Here is a 21606-nt window from a genome sequence, read left to right on the forward strand (position 1 = left end):
TTGTCGCCAGGGTGCAAAGTTCGTCTACGGCATGGAGCGAGGACGCATGAGCGCGGCCTTCCTAGCGACTTCCATCACCCGCATCGGCCTCATCGGTGAATGCATGGTCGAGTTGCGCAGTCAGATGGATGGCCAGCTGGGCCAGGCCTTTGGCGGCGATACCCTGAATGCTGCTGTCTATCTGCGGCGGCTATTGGGGGGCGACGGGGTGCAGGTGGATTACCTCACCGCGGTGGGCGACGACAGCCTGAGCCAGGCCATGCGCGCCTGCTGGCGTGAGGAGGGCGTAGGGGACGAGCGGGTACGGGTGCTGCCCGGACGTCTGCCGGGCCTCTATCTGATCCAGACCGACGCCGACGGCGAGCGGCGCTTTCTCTACTGGCGCGGCGAGGCGGCGGCGCGGGAGTGTTTCGACGGTGCCGAGGCCCAACCGCTGCTGGCGGCCCTGGCCGAGTATCAGGTGCTCTACCTCAGCGGTATCAGCCTGGCGGTGCTGACCAATACCGGCCGCGAGCGGCTGCTGGAGGCTCTGCGCCAGGCTCGTGCCGCCGGCACCCGCATCGTCTTCGACAACAACTACCGGCCGCGGCTGTGGCCGAGTGTCCAGGCCGCGCGCACGGCCTATCACCGGCTGTTGCAACTGACCGATCTGGCGCTGGTGACCTGGGAAGACGATGCCGCCCTGTTCGGTTTCGCCGACGAGGCGGCGCTGTTCGCCCAGTACGCCGAGTGGGGCGTGGCCGAGGTAGCGCTCAAGCGCGGCGCACGCAGCTGCCTGCTGCAGAGCCGCCAAGGACGCCAGGAAGTGGCCGGCGAAGCCGTGGCCCGGGTGGTCGATACCACTGCCGCCGGGGACTCCTTCAGCGCCGCCTACCTGGCCTGCCGCCTCCAGGAGGGAGTGCCCGCGGCGGCCGCCTCCTGGGGCCATCGCTTGGCGGCTACGGTCATCCAGCATCCCGGCGCGCTCATCTCGCGCGCGGCCATGCCGGCCATGCCGCCCCTGTTTCTTTCTCTCACTGCCCAGGCCTGAAGCCATGAAGATCACTGAAGCCCGCGTCATCGTCACCTGTCCCGGTCGCAATCTGGTCACGCTCAAGATCGTCACCGACGAAGGCCTCCATGGCCTGGGTGACGCCACCCTCAATGGCCGCGAGCTGGCGGTCGTCGCCTACCTGGAAGAGCACGTGCTGCCGGCGCTGATCGGTCGTGACGCCCACCGCATCGAAGACATCTGGCAGTACCTCTATCGCGGTGCCTACTGGCGGCGCGGACCGGTGACCATGACCGCCATCGCCGCGGTGGACGTGGCGCTCTGGGATCTCAAGGCCAAGGCCGCTGGTATGCCGCTGTACCAGCTGCTCGGCGGCAAGAGCCGCGAGCGGGTGATGGTCTATGGCCATGCCACCGGCAAGGACATCGAGAGCTGCCTGGACGAAGTGGCCCGCCATGTCGAGCAGGGCTATCGCGCGGTGCGGGTGCAGTGCGGGGTGCCGGGCATCCCCACCACCTATGGCGTAGCCAAGCGCGAAGGCGAGCGCTACGAACCGGCCGACAGCGACCTGCCAGCGGAGCACGTCTGGGACACCGCCAAGTACCTCAATCACGTGCCCAAGCTGTTCGCCGCGGTGCGCGAGCGCTTCGGCGACGACCTGCACCTGCTGCACGACGTGCACCACCGGCTGACGCCCATCGAAGCGGGGCGGCTGGGCAAGAGGGTCGAGGAATACAACCTGTTCTGGCTGGAGGACTGTACCCCGGCGGAAAACCAGGAAGCCTTCCGGCTGATCCGCCAGCACACCACCACGCCGCTGGCGGTGGGCGAGGTGTTCAACTCCATCCACGACTGCCGTGAGCTGATCCAGGAGCAGCTGATCGACTACATCCGCGCCACCCTGGTGCATGCCGGCGGCATCACCCACATGAGGCGCATCGCCGATCTGGCGGCGCTCTACCAGGTGCGCACCGGCTTCCACGGCGCCACCGACCTGTCACCGGTGTGCATGGGCGCGGCGCTGCACTTCGACACCTGGGTACCCAACTTCGGCATCCAGGAGCACATGCCCCACGAGGCGCGCATCGAGGAGGTTTTCCCCCATGCCTATCGTTTCGAGGACGGCCATTTCACCCCGGGCGAGGTACCCGGCCATGGCGTGGACATCGATGAAGACCTCGCCGCCCGTTATCCGTACAAACGCGCCAGCCTGCCGGTGAATCGGCTGGTGGACGGCACCCTGTGGCATTGGTGAGCGAGGAATCCAGGATGAAAGCCTTTCAGGTCAGAGCACCCCACGAATTCAGCATCGAAGAGGTCGCGGTGCCCGCGTTGGCACCCGGCGAGGTCCGCGTCGGAGTGGCCTATGCCGGCATCTGCGGCTCGGACATGCACATCATCCATGGGCAGAACGCCTTCGTGCGCTTTCCCCGCGTCACCGGCCATGAATTCGCCGGGGTGGTGCGCGAGGTAGGCGAGGGCGTGAGCGGCCTGGCGGTGGGCGATCCGGTCTGCGTCGATCCGGTGATCGCCTGCGGCAGCTGCTATCCCTGCCGCATCGGCCGGCCCAATGTCTGCAGTCGCCTGCAGGTGCTGGGTGTGCATCGCGATGGCGGCTTCAGCGAAGAGGTCTGCGTACCCGCGGCCAATGCCCATCGCCTGCCGCCCGGTTTGCCGCTGGCGCAGGCCGCGCTGGTGGAGCCCTACAGCATCGCCCTCAATGTGCTGGAGCGGATGCAGGTCTTTCCCGGCGATTCATTGCTGATCTATGGCGCCGGGGTGATCGGCCTGACCCTGGTGCAGATGGCCAGGGCGCTGGGCATCGCCGACATCACCGTGACCGATGTGCTGGACGATCGCCTGGCCACCGCCCGTGCCCTGGGCGCGACCCGCACTCTTAATGGCCGCGATACCGATGTCGAGGCGGCGCTGCGCGAGGCCACCGGTGGCGAGGGCGTGCCCCTGATCGTCGACGCCGCCTGCCATCCGGCCTTGCTTCCGGAGATCGTCCGCCTGGCCTCGCCGGCCGGGCGCATCGGCCTGCTGGGCTTCAGCGCCACGCCCAGCGAGCTGGTGCAGCTGGAGATCATCAAGAAGGAACTGACCCTGGTGGGCTCGCGGCTCAACAACGGGCGCTTCCCGCGGGTCATCGAGCTGCTGGCGGCGGGCAAGCTGGATGCCGCGGCGCTGATCAGCCATCAGGTGGCCAGCCAGGAGATGCCGGGCGCCATCGAGCTGATCGAAAGGCACCCCGAGCAGACGCGCAAGGTGCTGGTGCAGTGGGGCGGCAACGTCTGAAAAATCCGACTCCCCCTGGGGAGTTCTCTTATGCCTTACCGAATAAAGACAATGAGCGGGAGGTAACAAATGGCTGGACAAGGTCGTGGGCTGGTACTCGTCATGCTGTTCCTGGCGGGAGTCGTCAACTATCTGGATCGCTCGGCGCTGTCGGTGGCGGCGCCATTGATCCAGAAGGACTTCGCGCTGAGCGCCGGCGAGATGGGGCTGCTGTTCAGCGCCTTCTTCGTCGGCTATGCGGCGTTCAACTTCATTGGCGGCTGGGCCGCCGATCGCTATGGCGCCAAGACCACGCTGCTGCTGGCCATGGTGCTCTGGTCGGCGTTCAGTGGCCTGACGGTGCTGGCCTCGGGCTTCGCCGCGCTGATCGTGATCCGGGTGCTGTTCGGCATGGCCGAGGGGCCCTTGAGCGTCTCCACCAGCAAAATGGTCAACAACTGGTACGCGCCCCATAACCGGGGCCGCACCCTGGGCCTGTCGATGTCGGGCACCCCTTTGGGTGGGGCCATCTCCGGCCCCATCGTCGGGGTGATCGCCGTGGCCTACGGCTGGAAGGTGTCCTTTATCGTCATCATGCTGATCGGCTTCGTCTGGGCCGTGGTCTGGTACCTCTGGATCAAGGACAAGCCGACCGGCCAGCTGGCCGCCGACATCGCCGCCGAGGAGCGCGCCGTGGCCGTGGTGGATACCGAGGTGCGGCCGCTCAAGTACTATCTGCGCCAGCCCACGGTGCTGTTCACCGCCCTGGCGTTCTTTGCCTACAACTACACCCTGTTCTTCTTCCTGACCTGGTTTCCCAGCTACCTGATCCAGGCCTACGGCCTCAACGTGAAGGACATGAGCATCGCCACGGTGATCCCCTGGGTGCTGGGCTTCATCGGCCTGGCGGTGGGCGGCTACCTGTCCGACTGGGTGTTCCGCAAGACCGGTCGGCTGATGTTCTCGCGCAAAGTGGTGCTGGTGACCTGTCTGCTGGCCTGTGCCCTGTGCATCGCCGTGGCCGGCCTGGTCAGCACCCTCTATGCGGCCGTGGCGCTGGTGGCGCTCTCGGTGTTCTTCCTCTATCTGACCGGCGCCATCTATTGGGCGATCATCCAGGACACGGTGCCGGCGGCGCGGGTCGGCGGGGTGAGCGGCTTCATGCACTTCCTGGCCAACACCTCGGGCATCATCGGCCCGGCGGTGACCGGCTACCTGGTGCAGTTCACCGGGGCCTTCACCAGCGCCTTCCTGCTGGCCGGCGCCCTGACCGTGATCGGCTCGCTGTGCGTGGCGCGCTTCGTCAAGCCGCTGGCCGAGCGGCCGGCGAGCGCACCGATCGAGCTGGCCGCGGGAGGCACCCGATGAGCGACTTCGAACGGATCCCCTCGCGCTATCCGGCGCCGGCCATCGGTATCGTCCACCTGGGACTGGGCGCCTTCCACCGTGCTCACCAGGCGGTCTACCTGGAACGCAACCTGGCTCGCCATGGCGGTGGTGCCTGGGGCCTGAGCAGCGCCAACCTGAGGTCGGGGCGGGCGCTGGTGGAGACCCTGCACGCTCAGCAGGGTCGCTATCACGTGGCCGAGTACCGCAACCGGCGCGAAGGGGTGCTGCGCGAGATCGGCGCCCTGCGCGAGGTGCTCTATGCCGGTGACGGCGGTGCCGAGCGCGAGGCCCTGCTGGCGCGGCTGGCCGATCCCGGGGTGCGCATCGTCACCCTGACGGTGACGGAAAAGGGTTACTGCCTGAGTCCCGCCAGCGGGGCCCTGCGGCGCGACGATCCCGGCATCGTCCACGACCTCGCCGAACCGCGGGCGCCGCGTACTGCACCGGGGCTGCTGGTGGAAGGCCTGCGCCGCCGGCGTGCCGCGGGCATCGCACCCTTCACCGTGCTCTGCTGCGACAACATGCCCGACAACGGCCAGCGGACCCGCCAGGCGGTGGTGTCCCTCGCCGAGGCCCAGGACGCGGGCCTGGCGGCCTGGATCGCCACCGAGGTGGCCTTTCCCTGCAGCATGGTGGATCGCATCGTGCCGGCCATGGACGAGGCCGCCTTCGCGCGCCTGCGCGACCTTGGCTGCGATGACCCGGCCGCGGTGGTGGGCGAGGCCTTCAGCCAGTGGGTGATCGAGGATCGCTTTCCCCAGGGACGCCCGGACTGGGAACACGAAGGGGTGCAGATGGTGGCGGACGTCCGCCCCTTCGAGACCATGAAGTTGCGCCTGCTCAATGGCAGCCATTCGCTGCTGGCCTATGTGGGCAGCCTGGCCGGCCACGGCACCGTGGCCGAGGCCATGGCCGACCGTCAGCTGGCCGCTCTGGTGCACCGCTACATGAGTCGCGAGGCGGCGCCGACCCTGGACATGCCCGATGGTGTCGATCTCGACGCCTATGCCGAAGCCCTGGTCGCACGCTTTCGCAACGATGCCCTGCAGCACCGGCTGCGCCAGATCGCCATGGATGGCTCGCAAAAGCTGCCCCAGCGCTGGCTGCTGGGAGCCCAGCGGCTGCTGGAGCAGGGCGGTGATTTCTCCTGTACCGCCCTCGGCGTGGCGGCCTGGATTCACTTTGGTGACGCCGAGGGCGAGGCGCTGGACGATCCCCTGCGCGCAACCCTGGCCGCCTTGCCTAAGGGCGTGGCGCGGGTCGATGCCGTCCTGGCGCTAGCCGAGGTCTTTCCGCCAGCGTTGGCCGAGCAGGCCGCCTTCCGCGAAGCGGTGCAGCAGGCCCATCGGCGCATCGCCGAGGCAGGCATAGGCGCAGCCATCGCCGACTTGACCGATCAAGGAGTCTGACATGGAACATACCTGGCGCTGGTTCGGCCCGCGCGATCCCATCTCCCTCGCCGATATCCGCCAGACCGGTGCCACCGGCATCGTCACGGCGCTGCACGAGATTCCCAATGGCGAGGTATGGCCGGTAGCGGCCATCGCCGAGCGCAAGGCGCTGATCGAGGCGGCGGGTCTGAGCTGGTCGGTGGTGGAAAGCATCCCGGTGCACGAGGACATCAAGCGTGGCCTGCCGGGGCGCACGCGCTACCTGGACAACTACCGGCAGAGCCTGCGCAACCTCGCCCAGTGCGGCATCGACGTGGTCTGCTACAACTTCATGCCGGTGCTGGACTGGACCCGTACCCAGCTGGCGCACCGGCTGCCCGACGGCGGCTGGGCGCTGAGATTCGATCAGGACGCCTTCGCCGCCTTCGACCTCTGCATCCTGCAGCGGGACGGCGCCGAAGCGGACTACTCCGCCGCGGAGATCGAACGCGCGCGCCGCTATCACGGCGGTCTCGACGCGGCCGGGCGCGAAGAGCTGGTACGCACCCTGATCGCCGGGCTGCCCGGTGCCGAGGAAGGCTATTCGGTCGCCGACCTCCGACAGTTGCTGGCCACCTATGCCGGGATCGACGCCACGCGCCTGCGTGAGCACCTGGCGGTCTTCCTGCAGGCCGTGGTGCCGGTGGCGGAGGAGGTGGGGATCCGCCTGGGCGTGCATCCGGACGATCCACCCCGGCCGCTGCTGGGATTGCCCCGCGTGGTCTCCACCGCCGCCGACGCTCAGTGGCTGCTGGAGGCTGTGCCCAGCCCCGCCAACGGCCTGACCTTCTGCACCGGCTCCTATGGCGTGCGCGCCGACAACGACTTGGTAGCCATGGCCCGCCAATTCGCCTCGCGCATTCACTTCGTCCACCTGCGGGCGACCCGCCGTGAGGAGGATCCACGCAGCTTCCACGAAGCCCATCATCTGGACGGCGACGTGGACATGGTCGGGGTGATCCGCGAGTTGGTGCGCGAGGAGCGTCGCCGCGAACGCGAAGGCGGGGCGCGCCTGCCGATGCGACCGGATCACGGTCACCAACTGCTGGATGATCAGGGCCGACGGACCAATCCGGGTTACTCGCTGATCGGCCGGCTCAAGGGCCTGGCCGAATTGCGCGGCGTGGAACAGGCTGTGCGTCGTCTGGAAGAGGAGAGACACTGATGTTGACCATCGTCTGTCAGGAGCCCGGTCTGCTGCGCGCCGAGCAGCGGGAGAAGCCCCCGCGTCGCCCGGGCGAAACCCTGGTGCGCATCGAGCGGGTCGGGGTGTGCGGCACCGACCTGCACATCTTTTCCGGCAATCAGCCCTACCTGAATTATCCGCGGGTCATGGGCCACGAGATCTCCGCCACGGTGACCGAGACCGAAGCCGACTCGGGCCTCGCCGAGGGCGACCTGGTCTATGTGATGCCCTATCTGTCCTGTGGCGACTGCGTGGCCTGCCGCCAGGGCAAGACCAACTGCTGCACCCGCATCCAGGTCCTGGGCGTGCATTGCGATGGCGCCATGACCGGCTACCTGAGCCTGCCCCACAGCGCGCTGTTCCGTGCGGATGGCCTGGATGCCGACCAGGCTGCCATGGTGGAGTTTCTCGCCATTGGCGCCCATGCGGTGCGGCGCGGTGAGGTAGCCGCCCAGCAGCAGGTGCTGGTGGTGGGCGCCGGTCCCATCGGCATGGCGGTGGCACTGTTCGCCCGCCTGCGCGGGGCGCGGGTGACGGTGCTGGACGGTCGTACCGATCGCCTGGCCTTCTGCGCCGAGCATCTTGGGGTGCAGGCCACGGTCGCGCTTGGCGAGGATGACGAGGCGCGCCTGCGCGAGCTCACCGGCGGCGATTTCTTCGACGTGGTGTTCGACGCCACCGGTAACCCCCGTGCCATGGAGCGCGGCTTCGCCTTCATTGCCCATGGCGGCAAGTACGTGCTGGTGTCCATCGTCCAGGGCAACCTGAGCTTTGCCGATCCGGAATTTCACAAGCGCGAGGCGACCCTGCTCGGTAGCCGCAACGCCACCGCCGAGGATTTCCGCCACGTGCACGATTGTCTCCGACGCGGGCTGGTACCCACCCAGGCATTGAATACCCACCGACTGCGCCTGGAGGAGGTGCCCGAGGCTTTCCCACCCTTGCTCGATCCTGCCGAGGGTGTGGTCAAGGCCCTCATCGAATGCTGAAGCGGAGACGGACATGGAACTGATCACCCGCAGCGGCGCCGCGGCGGCCACCCGCGCCACCCTGCGCCTGCATCCCCGAGATGATGTGCTCATCGCCCGCCAGCCACTGGTGCCGGGCCTGGAACTGCCGGAGGAGGGGGTGCAGGTTCGCGAACCTGTGCCTGCCGGTCACAAGGTCGCCGTGCGCCCTATAGCGGTGGGCGAGCCGGTACGACGCTATGGTCAGATCATCGGCTTCGCCCGCGAGGCCATCACCGCCGGCAGCCACGTACACGTGCACAACCTGGCCATGGGCGACTTCACCCGGGAGCATGCCTTTGGTATCGAGGCCCGTGGCGCACCGGTGCCCATCGAGCGCAGCTTCCGGGGTATCGTCCGGCCGGACGGGCGGGTGGCGACCCGCAACTACATCGGCATCCTCACCTCGGTGAACTGCTCGGCAACGGTGGCGCGAGCGGTGGCCGACCACTTTCGGCGCGACGTCCACCCCGAGGCGCTGCAGCCCTATCCCCATGTCGACGGCGTGGTAGCCCTGACCCATGGCGTCGGTTGCGGCATCGATACCCAGGGAGAGGGCATGGCGGTGCTGCGCCGGACCCTGGGCGGCTACGCGGCCCATGCCAATTTCGCCGCCGTGCTGTTCATCGGCCTGGGCTGCGAGGCCAACCAGATCCCCACGCTGCTGGCTGACCAGGGTCTCGCCGAGCATGCGGGGCTGCGCAGCCTCAACATCCAGGACAGCGGCGGTACCACCGCCACCGTTGCTCGCGGCATTGAAGCCGTAAAAGCCCTGTTGCCTGCGGCCAACGAGGTGGAGCGCGAGCCGGTCAGCGCCCGGCATCTGATCCTTGGTCTGCAATGCGGCGGATCGGATGGCTATTCAGGCATCAGTGCCAATCCGGCGCTGGGCCGCGCGGTGGATCTGCTGGTGGCCGCCGGCGGCACCGCGATCCTTTCGGAAACTCCGGAGATCTACGGCGCCGAACACCTGCTCACCCGCCGCGCCGCCAGCCCGGCGGTAGGCAAGCGACTGGTGGAGCGCATCCGCTGGTGGGAGGACTATTGCGCCCGTGCGGGTGCCAGCCTGGACAACAATCCGTCGGCGGGCAACAAGGCGGGTGGTCTCACCACCATCCTTGAGAAATCCCTTGGCGCCGTGATCAAGGCCGGCTCCACCGATCTCATGGCGGTCTATGGCTACGCCGAACCGGTGCGCACCCCCGGCCTGGTGTTCATGGACACCCCCGGCTACGACCCCGTCTCGGCCACTGGCCAGGTGGCGGGCGGTGCCAACCTCATCGCCTTCACCACCGGACGCGGTTCCGCCTATGGCTGTGCACCGACGCCATCGCTCAAGATCGCCACCAACACCCGCCTGTGGGAGAGTCAGCGCGACGATATGGACGTGGACTGCGGCGGACTGGTGGACGGCAGCACCACTCTGGAAGAGCGCGGCGCCTTCATCTTCGAGCGATTGCTCGCTCTGGCCTCGGGCGAGCGCAGCCGCAGCGAGTTGCATGGCTATGGGCAGAACGAGTTCGTGCCTTGGCAACTGGGTGCCACGACCTGAGAGAAGTCTGTTGGGGCGGTGGTCTCATCGACGCGACCCAGGTGCGGCTCGGGGCTGCCCAGGTCAATCAAGCGAACGGCAACGGCCGCCCCGGTCCTGCTGACCGGGGCGCCTGTCAGGTCGCGCGCCGTTGGGAGCCGTGTCCCGGGTCAGGCGCGGAGCTGCCGTCAGGCCGAGGCGTCATCCACGGGACTGGCGACGGCTGCGGCCGCTTCACCCTCGGCGGGCGCGGCGGTTTCCGCCTTGGCCTTGGCCTGCTCACGGCGGGCCTGGGTGCGCTGGCGGCGTGCCTGCTGCTTGGCATAGACCGCCTGGGACGCGGTCACGGTGCCGGCCGGCTGGCCATCCAGATCCAGGCGCGGGGCGTTTTCGGTCATGGCCGCCCAGTAGCGGGTGCCGCGACACCAGGTGGCGATCGACTGCTTGAGCTGGTCACCGGTGATGCCCAGGCGCTCCAGGTGCTGCTCGGCGTCCTTGAGGATGCCTTCCTTGAGCGGCACCTTGGGTGCGGGATTGACCGGGAAGGCCAGCGGGAAGTGCTTTTGCAGCCGGCGGATGCCTTCGACCACCGGATCCTGCTCGCGTGGCTTCTGCTCGCGGGGCTTGGCTTTCGGTGAAGGTCTCCGCGCCGGCCGCTCATTGCTCTCGGTCTTTACCTGCGCTTTTTCGGCCCGCAGGCGGTCGCGTAGTTCAGCTAGTTGCTCAAAGCCCATCGTTCAGCTCACCGCTCCAAATAGAATTCACGTGCAAGGGTAACCCATGCCGGGCTTGGACCGCGCCGATTGCAGATTGGCATGGCCAAGGCTGGCGGTCCGTCATTCTAAGGGGTGGTTCGCCACTCGTGCATCCTTGGAAGCGTCATTCCCGGCGGATGGTGTGCCCTGCTGGGCGTTTTCCGGGTCCTGTACGAATGTCGCCGAGCGAAGGGGAGGCGAGGCGAAAAAGGCTGAGGAAGCGCAGTTTAGGTGCGGTAAATGAGCATTTCGAAGCGTTTTTCAACGAAGCATCGCCAATGCGCAGGCACTTCTCGTACTGGACCTAGCCGCCTCCGGTCAGGCGCGACACCCACTGCGCCAGCCGCAGCTTGAACGGCGAATAGGGCGGCAACAGCAGACGAACGGCCAGCAGCGGACCGGCGGCGAGCACGCTGCGCTCGTGGGAAAAGGTGCGAAAACCCGCCTGGCCATGGGCGCTGCCGCTGCCGGAGTGATTGACACCGCCAAAGGGCAGGTGCAGTTGGGTGTACTGCTGCATGCACAGATTCAGGCCGACGCTGCCGGAGCTGGTGCGCGCGACGACCCGCCGCTGCACCGCGCGATCGCGACTCCAGAGATAGAGCGCCAGGGGCTTGGGGCCGGCGTCGATGCGCTGCAGCACCTCCTCCAAGTTGTCATAGGCGATCACCGGCAAGAGCGGACCGAAGAGTTCCTGGCTGTCCAGGGGGCTGTCGATGGCCGAGCAGTCCAGCAGGGTCGGTGCCAGGTAACGCCCGGCCGCATCGTGCGCGCCGCCGTGGATCAACCGCGCGCCGGCGGCCTGGGCCTGGTCGAGCAGCCCGCAGGGGGCAGGGAGGGGGCGACTCGGAGACGACGGCAGTATTCGGCCTGGACGCGGCCAGCGCCAGCCGCACCGAGTTCGAGCAGGGCCAGCAAGGCGCTGGTCTGATCGCGGTGCCCTGCAACCAGAGCCTGCCGCACCCTGGCGGCCATGCTCAGCGGTCATCTGGGGCGCCTGCGCGACGGCTGAATCTTTCGCCGGCCGGTGCAGGCATCCGGCTACGGCCTGTTTCAGAATCCAGGGCTTCCCGCCGCTGCCGAGGCCGTCATGCCTGACCTGGATATCAGTCGCTTTATCGCCGCCTGGCCCACTCTGGGCCTGGCGGCCATGCAGCCTTGGACGATCACTAGCGCCTGCGAGTACCACGTCCGGGCGCTGCTGGCGCGGCTCGGTCCCGGCTATCGCCGCGAGGGCGACAACGCCATCCACGAGACGGCGGTGGTGGAGCCCGGTGCCGTGCTCAAGGGGCCGGTCATCGTCGGTCCCGGCACCCTGGTGGCCACGGGCGCTTATCTGCGCGGGGGCGTCCACCTCGGCAGCCACTGCGTGGTAGGCCCGGCCTGCGAGCTGAAGAGCAGCCTGCTGCTGGACGACAGCAAGCTCGCCCACTTCAACTTCGTCGGGGATTCGCTGATCGGCAGCGGGGTGAATCTGGAGGCGGGTACCATCGTTGCCAACTACCGCAACGAAAGTGACGGCGCGCTCATCCGCCTCGGTGACCAGGTGATCGACACCGGGGTGGTCAAGTTCGGTGCCCTGATCGGCGACGGTTGTCGTCTAGGCGCCAATGCGGTCATCGCGCCGGGTGCCCTGCTGCTGCCAGGCACCCGGGTCGCGCGGCTGGAGCTGATCGACCAGGGGTGCCGGACGCCGCCGCGGACGCGGCGCCCTCTCAGTCGGCGAGATAGGCGTCGGTGGCTTCCAGGGTCGCATAGGCGAAGGCCAGCGCCGCCATCAGGGCGGCATGTACCTGGGCCGCCGGCACCCTGACGCCCCCGAACTCCAGATCCAGGGTGGCGCAGGCGTCGTGGATCACGGTCACGGCGTACCCCATGTCGGCTGCGGCGCGCACGCCGGCATCGATACACATATGGCTCATGGCACCCACCACCACCAGCGACTCGATACCGCGCTGGTCCAGCAGTTGTTTCAGGTTGGTTTCGCGAAAGGCGTTGGGATAGTGCTTCACCACCACCGGCTCGCCGGCCTGGGGCACGACGGCGGCCTGGATCTCGATGCCGTCGCTGCCGGGCACGAAGATCGGCGCCTCGGCGCTGAGCGATTGATGCTGCACATGGATCACCGGAACGCCCTGGTCACGGGCGTGGGCGATGATCCGCGCGGCGTTGGCGACCGCGGCCTCGATACCACTGAGGGGCAGTTTGCCGGTAGGGAGGTATTCGTTCTGCAGATCGATGACGACGACAGCGTGCTTGCTCATGTCCAGCTCCTCGGAAGATGCTTCGGCTTTCAGGTCCGGCCATGATTGGCCAGCCCCGCCTGCCGGCGAAGGGGCGCGGCCGACAACTTCAGGGGTGCCAGCGACACATGCACGATCAACCGCCGATCGAACTCGGTGTGCTGCTCTATCCGGGTGTGCAACTGGCGACGGTGCTCGGCCTCACCGATCTGTTCGAGATCGCCGGACGCTTCACGGGAACGGCGGAGGATGCCGAGCGGCCCCGCTTGCGGGTCAGCCACTGGCGGCTTGAGGAGGGCGACGCGGCGCCCAGGCGGGTCTACGACTCCTTGCCCGTAGCGAGCGGCTCACCCAACGTGCTGATCCTGCCGCCCAGTCTGGCGGAGCCGATCTCACCGGCCGCGCCCGCGCCCTATCGTGACTGGCTCCGCCAGCAGCATGGCGCGGGCGTGCGTCTGGCCTCGATCTGCGCCGGTGCCTTTCTGCTGGCGGAAACCGGTCTGCTCGACGGCCGCACCGCCACCACCCACTGGCTCCATGTCGAGCGCTTCGCCGCCCGTTTCCCTAGGGTGAGTCTGGACGCTGATCAGCTGCTCATCGATGGCGAGGACCTCGTCACCGCCGGCGGTCTCATGGCCTGGACCGACCTCGGCCTGCGCCTGGTCGATCGCTACCTGGGCGCCAAGCGCATGCTCGACACCGCGCGCATCCTGGTCATAGACCCGCCGGGGCGACAGCAGCGTTACTACAGCGCCTTTTCGCCGCGCCTGAGCCATGGCGACAGCGCCGTCCTCGCCGTGCAGGAGTGGCTGCAGGAAACCGGCGCCCAGGACCTCGCCCTGGACACCCTGGCCCAGCGCGCCGGACTCGAACCGCGCACCTTGCTGCGCCGCTTTCGCCAGGCCACCGGCATGACCACCACCGCTTACGGCCAGCAAGTGCGCGTCGGGCGCGCCCGGGAATTGCTGCAGACCAGCCGGCTGCCCCTCGAACGGGTCGCCTGGGAGGTGGGCTACAGCGATCCAGGGGCTTTCAGAAAGGTATTCACCCGCGTCGTGGGGCTGAGCCCGGGAGATTATCGGCGACGGTTCGGGGGTGTTGCGGGCGGGCGGTGAGGCCTGGGCATGTCATGCCGCCAAAAGAGGTGTGCGGTCTGGTCTCGTCAGTTGGATCCAGGAGAGACGTTCCAGCCACGCCTTCGGGCTGTCCCTCGGGCAACAGTTGTCTGCCGAGGTGTCTGGTCAGCGACTTCCAGATGCCCGGGTTTCAATATAAGTCACTGATAATTTTTGATTTTTTTCCGATGGCATAGCTTGTGCTCCAGCTCGGGGGTCACCTCCAAGGGAGTCCCTGCATGGCCGTCGCCACCTCGCACAATACCGTTCCCCGTGCCGTCCCCGAACGTCCTGCCACGCGCTTGCGCGACGCCGCCGAGGCACTCGATGCCGCGGCTGCCCTGGCGGAGGATTTCGCTCGCGATGCGCTCAGTCGTGACCAGGAGCGACGCCTGCCCTGGGCCGAGATCGAGCGCTTCTCGGCCAGTGGTCTCTGGGCCATCACCGTACCGCGGTCGTTCGGCGGCGCGGGGGTGGGATTCGGCACCGTCGCCGAAGTCATCGCCCGTATCTCCGCGGCCGATCCCTCCCTGGGCCAGCTACCGCAGAATCATCTGGGCGTGGTCAACAACCTGCTGCTGACCGGCAGCCCGGACCAGCAGCGCCACTACCTCGGCCTGGTGCTCCAGGGCTATCGCTTCGGCAATGCCTTTTCCGAAGCGCGCAGCAAGACCGTCACCCAGTTCGAGACGCGTATCCGCTTCACCGGGGATACCGCCTGGATCGATGGGCAGAAGGCCTATTGCACCGGTGCCCTCTTTGCGCACGTGGTTCCCACGGTGGCACTGGACGAGGCGGGCCTGGCCCATCTCGCGCTGGTGCCGCGCGATGCCGGTGGCCTGACGGTGATCGACGACTGGGACGGCTTCGGCCAGCGCACCACCGCCAGCGGTCGGGTGCAGCTCAAGGGCGTCAGTGTCCGGCGCAGCGCGGTATTGCCCGCCTGGAAGGCATTCGAGCGGCCGACGGCGGATGGTCCGGTCTCCCAGATCATCCAGGCGGCGGTGGACGTCGGCATCGCCCGCGGCGCCTTCGCTGCCGCCCTGGCCGCCGCCCGGCTGGCGCGGCCCTGGACCGACAGTGGGCTCGCGCATGGCTGGCAAGACCCACTGAGCCAGGCGCTGATCGGTGACCTGAGCTGGCGGCTGGCCGCCGCCGAGGCCTTGCTGGAAGACGCCGGCGTGGCCGTCGACCGGGCGCTGGCGGAGCCGTCCGCGGCCAGCGTCGCCGAGGCTTCGGTAGTGGTGGGACAGGCCAAGGTCGCCTCCACCGAGATCGCCCTGGCCGCCGCCAATCGCCTCTGCGAACTGGGCGGCACCCGCAGCGTCTCAGCGCGTTTCGGCCATGACCGCCACTGGCGCAATGCTCGCACCCACACGCTGCACGATCCGGTGCGCTGGAAGTACCACCTGATCGGCAACTACCTGCTCAACGGCGTCGAGCCGCCGCGTCACGCCTGGAACTGATGCCATGACCGATCTCGCCCTTGTCACCCACGAAGAACTGAACTTCGCCGAACACCTCCTCCAGCAACTGCGACACGAACTGCCGAAGGACTCGCGCGCCCAGGACCCGCTGGTGATCGCCGCGGTCGGCGATCTTCAGGTGCGCCTGGCCGCGGCGCGCGCCTTGCAACGTGCCAGCGCCGCCGAGGACGGACCGGTACGGCAGATCCAGGCCCGCCTGGCCGCCGACAGTGCCCGCCAGCTAGCCGCCGACCTACAGCGGGAATGGCTGGCAGAAACCGTCGCGCACCGCTCAGCCGGCCCGGCCTCCCGTGACCTCAAGCGCCTCCTGGGTGAGCACCACCTGACCATCAGCGACTGAAAAGAAAGGATTCCCATGGCCCTTCGTAACCTGTTCCGTACCCTCCTGCTGTTGCCGCTGCTGGCTACCACCGCCCTCGCGTTTGCGGATGAGGTCCCCTCGCTGGCCGGCAAGCGCATCGCCATCAGCATGACCGGCACCAGCCACTACTTCGATCTCAAGGCCTTCCAGGCCCAGGTGGAAGAGGTCAAGCGGCTGGGCGGCACGCCCATCACCCTGGACTCCGGCCGTAACGACAAGAACCTGGTGACCCAGCTGCAGACCCTGGTGACCCAGAAACCGGATGCGGTGATCCAGACCCTCGGTACCCTGAGCGTGATAGACCCCTGGCTGAAACGCATCCAGGCGGCCGGCATTCCGCTGTTCACCATCGATGCGCCGTCCCGGTACAGCCTCAACAACACCACCTCCGACAACGCCGCGGCCGGGCGTGAACTGGCTGAGCAACTGGCGAAGGACACCGGTGGCCAGGGCGACATCCTGGTCTTTAACGGCTTCCAGGGCGTGCCCGTGTGCGCCATCCGCTACGCCGAGCTGCGCAAGGTGCTCGACGCCCATCCGGGGCTGAAGATCATCCAGCCCGAGCTGCGCGATGTGATCCCCAATACCGTGCAGGACGCCCGCGGCCAGATCGCCGCGTTGCTCAACAAGTACCCCAAGGGCCAGATCACCGCCATCTGGTCGGCCTGGGACATTCCCCAGCTTGGCGCCAGTCAGGCGCTGATCGAGGCCGGGCGTACCGAGATCAAGACCTATGGCGTCGACGGCACGCCCGAGGTGCTGGAATTACTCAAGCGTGACGACAGCCCGGTGGGCGCGGTGGTCGCCCAGCAACCGGCGCTGATGGGCCGCACGGCGGTGCAGAACGTCGCCCGCTACCTCGCCGGCGCCCGTGATCTGCCCAAGGAGACCCACGTATCGACCCTGCTCACCACTAAGGCGAACCTGGGCCAGGTAGCGGCGCTACGGGGTGATCAATGAGCACGGCGGTGCTCGAACTACGGGGCATCGCCAAGCGCTACGGGGCGACCCAGGCGCTGGCGGGTGTCGACCTGACCCTGAGGGCTGGCGAGATCCATGGTCTGGTCGGCGAGAACGGCGCCGGCAAGTCCACCCTGATCAAAGTGCTCGGTGGCCTGGTGACCCCCGAGGCCGGTGAGCTGCGCCTGGATGGTCAGTCGCTGCCTGGCGCCGGACCGCGTGAGTTGGCCCGGCGTGGGGTGTCCATCATCCACCAGGAGCGGCTGTTGCCGCCCAACTTCACCCTGGCCGAGGCCCTGTTCTTCGGCCAGGAGCGGCGCCGCGGCCTGTTGCTGGATCGCCGTGGGCAGGAGCGGGCGGCGGAACGACTACTGGCCGAGCGCTTCGGCCTGCACTGCCGCGCGCGAACCCGGGTGGCGGACCTGAGCAGCGCTGAACAGCAACTGCTGCAAATCAGCCGGGCGCTGCTGGCTACACCCAAGGTGCTGGTGCTCGACGAACCCACCGTAGCCCTGGCCCATGGCGAGGTGGAGCGCCTGCTCAGGCTGCTGCGCGAGTTGCGTGACCAGAGCCTGGCCTTGCTCTATGTGTCCCACTACCTGCAGGAGGTCGAACGCCTCTGTGATAGGGCCACGGTGCTGCGGGGCGGCCAGGTGGTGGCGGAAGTCGAACCCCGCGTTACGCCGGCGGCCGCCATGGCGCGGCTGATGATCAATCGCGAACTCGGCGAGGCCTATCCCAAGGCGCAGGCACAGCCTGGCGACGTCCTGTTGGAAACCCGGCGTCTCGGCCGGCCGGGTGCGTTCGCCAAGGTCGACCTGCAGGTACGTCGGGGCGAGGTGGTCGGCGTGGCCGGCCTGGTGGGCTCGGGCGCCAAGGAGTTGCTGAAGACCCTGTTCGGCCTGCTGCCGGTGGCCGAGGGCGAGTTGCTGCTGGAGGGACGTCCGCAGCAGTTCGCCCATCCGCGGGCCGCGGTGCGGGCGGGGCTGGCGCTGTTGCCGGAGAATCGCCGCCAGCAGGGCGTGGCCCTGGATCTCACCGTGACCGAGAATCTCACCCTGGCCGCCCTGGAGCGTTTCAGTTGGTTCGGTCTCCGTTGGCCAGGCGCCGAGCGCCAGGCCGCATTACGGCTACGCGAGGCGCTGGACATCCGTACCCCGGACCTGGAGACGCCGGTGCGCCATCTCAGTGGCGGCAACCAGCAGAAGGTCGCCCTGGGCAAATGGCTGGCCCGCGATGCGCGGCTCTATCTGCTGGACGAACCCAGCGTGGGCATCGACCTCGCCGCGCGGGCCGAACTCTATCGCCAGATCGCTCGGTTGGTGGAGCAGGGCGCGGGGGTGTTGATCCTGTCGGTGGACTTGCCCGAATTGCTCAACCTCTGTGACCGCATCCATGTGATGCACCGCGGACGGCTGCTGCCGGCGCGCCCGGCCAGGGAGCTGAGCGCCGAGGAATTGCTGGCCACCGCCACCGGCGCGGTGAGACCGGCTGCGGACGCGACGGGGAGGGCGGATCTTGGCCTCGCCTCCTGAACCTCTTGCGGCGCCCGCCCTGGGCGGGTGGCTGGATCTCTGGCGCCACGGGGCGCTGCTGGCCTTCGCGCTGATCGCCATTCTGTTCGCCTGGCGGGCGCCGGGGTTCCTGGGCGGCGGCAATCTCGCCAACATCCTCGCCCAGGCCGCCATCCCGGGCATCCTGGCGCTGGGCCTCACCCTGGTGATCGTCGGTGGGGGTGGCAACGTCCTGGCCGGGGGTCTGGATCTGTCGCTGGCGGCCAATCTCGGACTCTGCGCGGCAATCCAGGCGACCCTGGTCAACGCGGGGTATGGTGCGTCGCTGGCCATCGGCCTGACCCTGGCCTGCGGCCTGGTGGTGGGGGCGGTCAATGGCCTGGCGGTGACCTTGCTGGGCCTGCCGCCGCTGCTCACGACCCTGGCCAGCCTCAATGTGGTGGCCGGCCTGGAACTGGTCCTGAGCGAAAACACTGTGCTACCGGCCAGCGCGCCCTGGCTGGATCTGCTCGGGATGGGCAGCCTGCTGGGCATCCCGGCAGCGGGTTGGGTACTGCTGGCGACCGCCCTGGTGCTGGCCCTGCTGCTGCAGCGTACGCGCTATGGCCTGCGGTTGGCCGCGGTGGGCGATCATCCCGAAGCGGCGCGCGCCGCCGGCCTGCCGGTACGCACGCTGGTGTTCTCCAGCTATCTGTTGGCCGGCGGCTGCGCAGGACTAGCCGCGCTGCTGTCGGTGGCCTGGTTCAGCGGCAGTACCTCAGGTTCGGGCGAGCTGCTGCTGCCGGTGGTGGCCATCGCCTTTCTCGGCACGGTGTTTTCCTGGCGCTCCCAGCCGAGCGTCGGCGGCACCCTGCTGGCGGCGCTGCTGGTGGGCATGCTCGGCAATGGCTTCCAGTTGCTCGGGGTGAGCAGCTTTCTGGTCAATGGCGTCCAGGGCACCTTGATCCTGCTGGTGGTGGCGGCGGCCAGCCTGCGCCAGGAGGGCAACCGATGAGCGCGACCCTTTCTCTCGGCCGCTCGGGCCTGCGCCTTGCGCTGCCGTTGCTGTTCCTGACGCTGGTGGTGATCTTCGCCCTGGCCGCGCCCGGCTTTCTCAGCCAGGGCAATTTACTCAGCCTGCTGCTGAACAATGGCCTGGTGCCGGCGCTGGTGGCGCTGGGGCTGACCTATGCCATCGCCGCGGGCGGCATCGATCTCTCGGTGGGCATCGCCCTGGACCTGGCGGCCTTCGGTTGCCTCGCTTTGCTCAATGCCGGCTGGCCGCTGGCCGTGGCACTCGCCGGTGGCCTGGGGCTCGGGCTGCTGGTCGGCCTGGCCAATGCCCTGCTGGTGGCCGGCGTGGGGCTGTCGCCTTTCCTCGCCAGCCTGGGGCTGCTGTTCATCGGCACCAGCCTGCAACAACTGCTGTCCGAAGGCAGCCTGCCGCTGTATCTGAGACCCGAGGTCAGGCCCGCCGCGAGCAGCTGGCTCGGGGTTCCGGCGGCGGTCTGGACCGTGTTGCTACTGGCCGTGCTCTACGGTCTGGTGCTGGCCCGTGGGCGCCTGGGCCGTGCCTTGCTGGCGCTGGGCAGTCAGCCATTGGTGGCGTGTTATTCGGGGCTGGCGCTGCGGCGCCTGGCGCTCTGGACCTGCCTGGCCACCGCCCTGGCCGCAGCCGTGGCAGGCATCCTGCTGGCGCTGCGCATCGATGCCTATGTGCCGCTCTCGGGCAATGCCTACCTCATCAATGGCATCGGCGCCGTCTTTATCGGCGCCAGCCTCAATCGCCACGGCCGGCCCAATGTGCCCGGCACCCTGCTGGGCGTACTGCTGCTGGCGGTGGCCGCCAACGGCCTGCTGCTGGTGGGCTGGAATTTCTACTGGCAACAGGTGGCCACCGGCCTGCTGATCCTCTTGGTGCTGACCCTCAATCAACTGGCCCGGCGCCACGACGCCGCCCATTAGGAGCCCCCATGTCCCGTGAAATCCGCCTCAACGCCTTCGACATGAATTGCGTGGCCCATCAATCCCCCGGACTCTGGCGTCATCCGCGCGACCGCTCCTGGGAGTACAAGGATCTCGAATACTGGACGGAGCTGGCGCAACTGCTCGAACGCGGGCTGTTCGACGGCCTGTTCATCGCAGACGTCCTCGGCCTCTACGACGTCTACGGCGGCGGCCCTGAGGCTACCCTGCGCGAGGCGACCCAGGTGCCGGTCAACGACCCCCTGGCGCTGATCACCCCCATGGCGGCGGTGACCCGCCACCTGGGCTTCGGCCTGACCGCCTCCCTGAGTTTCGAGCATCCCTATCCGTTCGCGCGTCGGCTCTCCACTCTGGATCACCTGACCAAGGGGCGCATTGGCTGGAACATCGTCACCTCCTACCTGGAGAGCGGCGCGCGCAATCTAGGCCAGTCCGCCCAGGCCGACCACGATGCTCGCTACGACTACGCCGAGGAATACCTTCAGGTGGTCTACAAGCTGCTGGAAGGCAGTTGGGAAGAGGGCGCGGTGCTGCGCGACCACGCGTCCGGTCGCTTCACCGATCCGGTAAAGGTGCATCCCATCGGCCACCATGGCCGGCACTTCCAGGTGCCCGGCTATCACCTCTGCGAGCCTTCGCCCCAACGCACGCCCGTGCTCTATCAGGCCGGCGCAAGCAGCCGTGGGCGGCAGTTCGCCGCCGAGCACGCCGAATGCGTCTTCGTCGCCGCCCCGTCGAAGACGGTGCTCAAGCAGACTGTGGCCGACATCCGCCGCCGCGCCGCCGAGGCCGGTCGCGATCCGCGCCAGGTGCTGATCTTCAACCTGCAGACGGTCATCGTCGGCGAGAGCGATGCCCAGGCCCGGGCCAAGTGGCAGGACTACAGGGGCTACGTGAGCTACGAAGGCGCCCTGACGCTCATCTCCGGCTGGACCGGCATCGACTTCGCCGCCTACCGCCCGGACCAAGTCCTCAAGCACCTGCACACCAATGCCATCCAGTCCGCCGTGGAGGCCTTCTCCACCGCCGATCCCAGCAAGCAATGGACGGTGCAGGAACTGGCCGACTGGGTCGGCATCGGCGGCTTCGGGCCGCTGCTGGTAGGCAGCCCGGCGACGGTGGCGGACGAGTTGCAGAGCTGGGTTGAAGAGACCGATGTGGATGGTTTCAACCTGGCCTACGCCGTGACCCACGAGACCTTTGCCGACGTGGTGGACTTGCTGGTTCCGGAGCTGCAGCGACGCGGGGTCTACAAGCGTGCGTATCAGCAGGGGACCCTGCGCGAAAAACTGGGCAGCGCTGGGCCGCGGCTGCCAGAGAACCACCCGGCCGCCGGCTATCGCGACCTGGCGCGGCAACGGGAGGAAAGCGCGATACGGGTGCTGGCCTAGTCCG

General features: G+C 68.2%; 19 protein-coding genes and 1 pseudogene. 17 read left to right on the top strand and 3 right to left on the bottom strand.

What is annotated here, in order from left to right:
• Positions 1-46: 46 nt before the first annotated feature.
• The 8 genes from LRS53_RS04210 (at position 47) to LRS53_RS04245 (ending at position 9832) form a co-directional block, all read left to right on the top strand.
• Positions 47-1030, top strand: a complete 984-nt coding sequence (locus LRS53_RS04210) for a sugar kinase (protein ID WP_231355034.1) — start codon at positions 47-49, stop codon at positions 1028-1030.
• A 4-nt stretch (positions 1031-1034) separates the two neighbouring features.
• Complete coding sequence (manD, locus tag LRS53_RS04215) at positions 1035-2246, top strand: D-mannonate dehydratase ManD (protein ID WP_064309558.1); 1212 nt, start codon at positions 1035-1037, stop codon at positions 2244-2246.
• A 14-nt stretch (positions 2247-2260) separates the two neighbouring features.
• Positions 2261-3289: a Zn-dependent oxidoreductase gene (locus tag LRS53_RS04220; protein WP_231355035.1), complete on the top strand. Its 1029-nt coding sequence runs from the start codon at positions 2261-2263 to the stop codon at positions 3287-3289.
• Between the two features lie 69 nt (positions 3290-3358).
• The gene (locus tag LRS53_RS04225) at positions 3359-4636 is read left to right on the top strand and encodes an MFS transporter (RefSeq protein WP_231355036.1); all 1278 of its coding nucleotides are present in this window, start codon (positions 3359-3361) and stop codon (positions 4634-4636) included.
• Complete coding sequence (locus LRS53_RS04230; RefSeq protein WP_231355037.1) at positions 4633-6066, top strand: mannitol dehydrogenase family protein; 1434 nt, start codon at positions 4633-4635, stop codon at positions 6064-6066. The genes LRS53_RS04225 and LRS53_RS04230 overlap by 4 nt, the downstream gene beginning before the upstream one ends.
• Position 6067: 1 nt before the next feature.
• Positions 6068-7252: a mannonate dehydratase gene (gene uxuA / locus LRS53_RS04235; protein WP_231355038.1), complete on the top strand. Its 1185-nt coding sequence runs from the start codon at positions 6068-6070 to the stop codon at positions 7250-7252.
• Positions 7252-8262: a zinc-binding alcohol dehydrogenase family protein gene (locus LRS53_RS04240; protein ID WP_231355039.1), complete on the top strand. Its 1011-nt coding sequence runs from the start codon at positions 7252-7254 to the stop codon at positions 8260-8262. The genes uxuA and LRS53_RS04240 overlap by 1 nt, the downstream gene beginning before the upstream one ends.
• Before the next feature lie 13 nt (positions 8263-8275).
• Positions 8276-9832 (top strand): UxaA family hydrolase, encoded by a 1557-nt coding sequence (locus LRS53_RS04245; protein ID WP_231355040.1) that lies wholly within the window; start codon positions 8276-8278, stop codon positions 9830-9832.
• 167 nt (positions 9833-9999) lie between these two features.
• On the opposite strand, the gene LRS53_RS04250 is transcribed toward LRS53_RS04245, so the two are convergent.
• Positions 10000-10545: a ProQ/FinO family protein gene (locus LRS53_RS04250; RefSeq protein WP_231355041.1), complete on the bottom strand. Its 546-nt coding sequence runs from the start codon at positions 10543-10545 to the stop codon at positions 10000-10002.
• Between the two features lie 325 nt (positions 10546-10870).
• On the bottom strand, positions 10871-11554 hold the full coding sequence (locus LRS53_RS04255; RefSeq protein ID WP_269216622.1) for an aldehyde dehydrogenase family protein: 684 nt from the start codon (positions 11552-11554) through the stop codon (positions 10871-10873).
• A 102-nt stretch (positions 11555-11656) separates the two neighbouring features.
• Between LRS53_RS04255 and LRS53_RS04260 the strand changes: the two are divergent.
• A pseudogene (locus tag LRS53_RS04260) lies at positions 11657-12247 on the top strand (transferase); the annotation flags it as partial.
• Between the two features lie 34 nt (positions 12248-12281).
• Here LRS53_RS04260 and LRS53_RS04265 read toward each other — a convergent pair.
• Positions 12282-12830, bottom strand: a complete 549-nt coding sequence (locus LRS53_RS04265) for a cysteine hydrolase family protein (RefSeq protein ID WP_231355043.1) — start codon at positions 12828-12830, stop codon at positions 12282-12284.
• A 107-nt stretch (positions 12831-12937) separates the two neighbouring features.
• On the opposite strand from LRS53_RS04265, the gene LRS53_RS04270 reads away from it, so the two are divergent.
• The 8 genes from LRS53_RS04270 (at position 12938) to LRS53_RS04305 (ending at position 21602) form a co-directional block, all read left to right on the top strand.
• Positions 12938-13924: a GlxA family transcriptional regulator gene (locus tag LRS53_RS04270; RefSeq protein ID WP_231355044.1), complete on the top strand. Its 987-nt coding sequence runs from the start codon at positions 12938-12940 to the stop codon at positions 13922-13924.
• 239 nt (positions 13925-14163) lie between these two features.
• Complete coding sequence (locus tag LRS53_RS04275) at positions 14164-15390, top strand: SfnB family sulfur acquisition oxidoreductase (RefSeq protein WP_231355045.1); 1227 nt, start codon at positions 14164-14166, stop codon at positions 15388-15390.
• A gap of 4 nt (positions 15391-15394) precedes the next feature.
• The gene (locus LRS53_RS04280; RefSeq protein ID WP_231355046.1) at positions 15395-15751 is read left to right on the top strand and encodes a hypothetical protein; all 357 of its coding nucleotides are present in this window, start codon (positions 15395-15397) and stop codon (positions 15749-15751) included.
• Between the two features lie 15 nt (positions 15752-15766).
• Positions 15767-16732, top strand: a complete 966-nt coding sequence (locus LRS53_RS04285; RefSeq protein ID WP_231355047.1) for a sugar ABC transporter substrate-binding protein — start codon at positions 15767-15769, stop codon at positions 16730-16732.
• On the top strand, positions 16729-18267 hold the full coding sequence (locus LRS53_RS04290; protein ID WP_231355048.1) for a sugar ABC transporter ATP-binding protein: 1539 nt from the start codon (positions 16729-16731) through the stop codon (positions 18265-18267). Before LRS53_RS04285 ends, LRS53_RS04290 begins: the two co-directional genes overlap by 4 nt.
• Positions 18251-19240: an ABC transporter permease gene (locus LRS53_RS04295; RefSeq protein WP_231355049.1), complete on the top strand. Its 990-nt coding sequence runs from the start codon at positions 18251-18253 to the stop codon at positions 19238-19240. The genes LRS53_RS04290 and LRS53_RS04295 overlap by 17 nt, the downstream gene beginning before the upstream one ends.
• Entirely contained in the window at positions 19237-20190 is a 954-nt protein-coding gene (locus tag LRS53_RS04300; protein WP_231355050.1) for an ABC transporter permease, read from the top strand. Before LRS53_RS04295 ends, LRS53_RS04300 begins: the two co-directional genes overlap by 4 nt.
• An 8-nt stretch (positions 20191-20198) precedes the next feature.
• The gene (locus LRS53_RS04305; protein WP_231355051.1) at positions 20199-21602 is read left to right on the top strand and encodes an LLM class flavin-dependent oxidoreductase; all 1404 of its coding nucleotides are present in this window, start codon (positions 20199-20201) and stop codon (positions 21600-21602) included.
• The last annotated feature ends 4 nt before the right edge of the window (positions 21603-21606 follow it).

Origin of the sequence: Pseudomonas sp. PLB05 (genome assembly GCF_021106615.1) — a bacterium.
GTDB lineage: Bacteria > Pseudomonadota > Gammaproteobacteria > Pseudomonadales > Pseudomonadaceae > Chryseomonas > Chryseomonas benzopyrenica.